This is a genomic window from Aerococcus sp. L_32 (genome assembly GCF_050689315.1).
Window position 1 is genome coordinate 1 of the sequence record NZ_JBOEQF010000830.1, and the last position, 813, is coordinate 813.

At 40.3% G+C, this 813-nt stretch carries 1 pseudogene; it reads left to right on the forward strand.

Annotation, left to right across the window (positions count from 1 at the left end):
- Nucleotides 1–589: pseudogene (locus ACRCJ0_RS16750) on the forward strand (metallophosphoesterase); the annotation flags it as partial.
- Between the last annotated feature and the right edge of the window lie 224 nt (nt 590–813).

Genomic DNA, 813 nt, shown 5'->3' on the forward strand with positions numbered 1-813 from the left:
ATCTCGCGGGATTGGGGCGTCAAGCTTCCCAATTCGCTTAAACAACCGTCCTGAAGTGATTGCAGTCCATTTAACAACGGATATTGACCGGGCTGTTGATGGGTTAACCAAGTCAATTGATTACATCACTGAACAAGAGGGCGGGGTAACCTTTCAGCAAGTTGAAAAGCAATACCTAGCCCGCAAACAAGAACGTGCGCAAGCGCAAGGCTACTTTTCAGTAACACCGGATGCCACAAGTAGCCAAGAAATTATCGATGCTATTGATAAAGAAGCAAATGTTGATGCCTATACATTGGTGCCGAATGAGGAGGAAACGGATATGACAGATCCAAGAAAAAATCCTTTTGTAGACAATAATGACTATGATGATGATGCAGTAGATCGTTCGACGATCGAAGCCCCTAAATATGAGGCTGATGATGAGGAGAAAGTACCGCATAACCCAAGTATTAAGTCGTCTTATATCTTGTTGGACCCAGAAACAAATGAAAAAGCAATCGTAGATGAAAACGTAAATGCAGAGAAAATTTTCTCTGATAATTTAAATGAAGATGTATTTATTGTGAAGGACCCTAAGAAAAAATAGGGATTAATGACTTAAAGGAGAGGGCCTAACCATGGCCCTTATCTTTTATAGGGATTAGAACCCAAAAGTAGTAAATTAGAAAAAAGAAATAGAGGACTAAAATGACGGAAAATGATACACAAATAACTGGTTTTGTAAGCCAATTACCTAATGGTCTTCAGGACAAATGGCAGTCAGCTGGCTTTGGCCAAGCAACTGATATTCAAACTGAGACCTTCCAACCG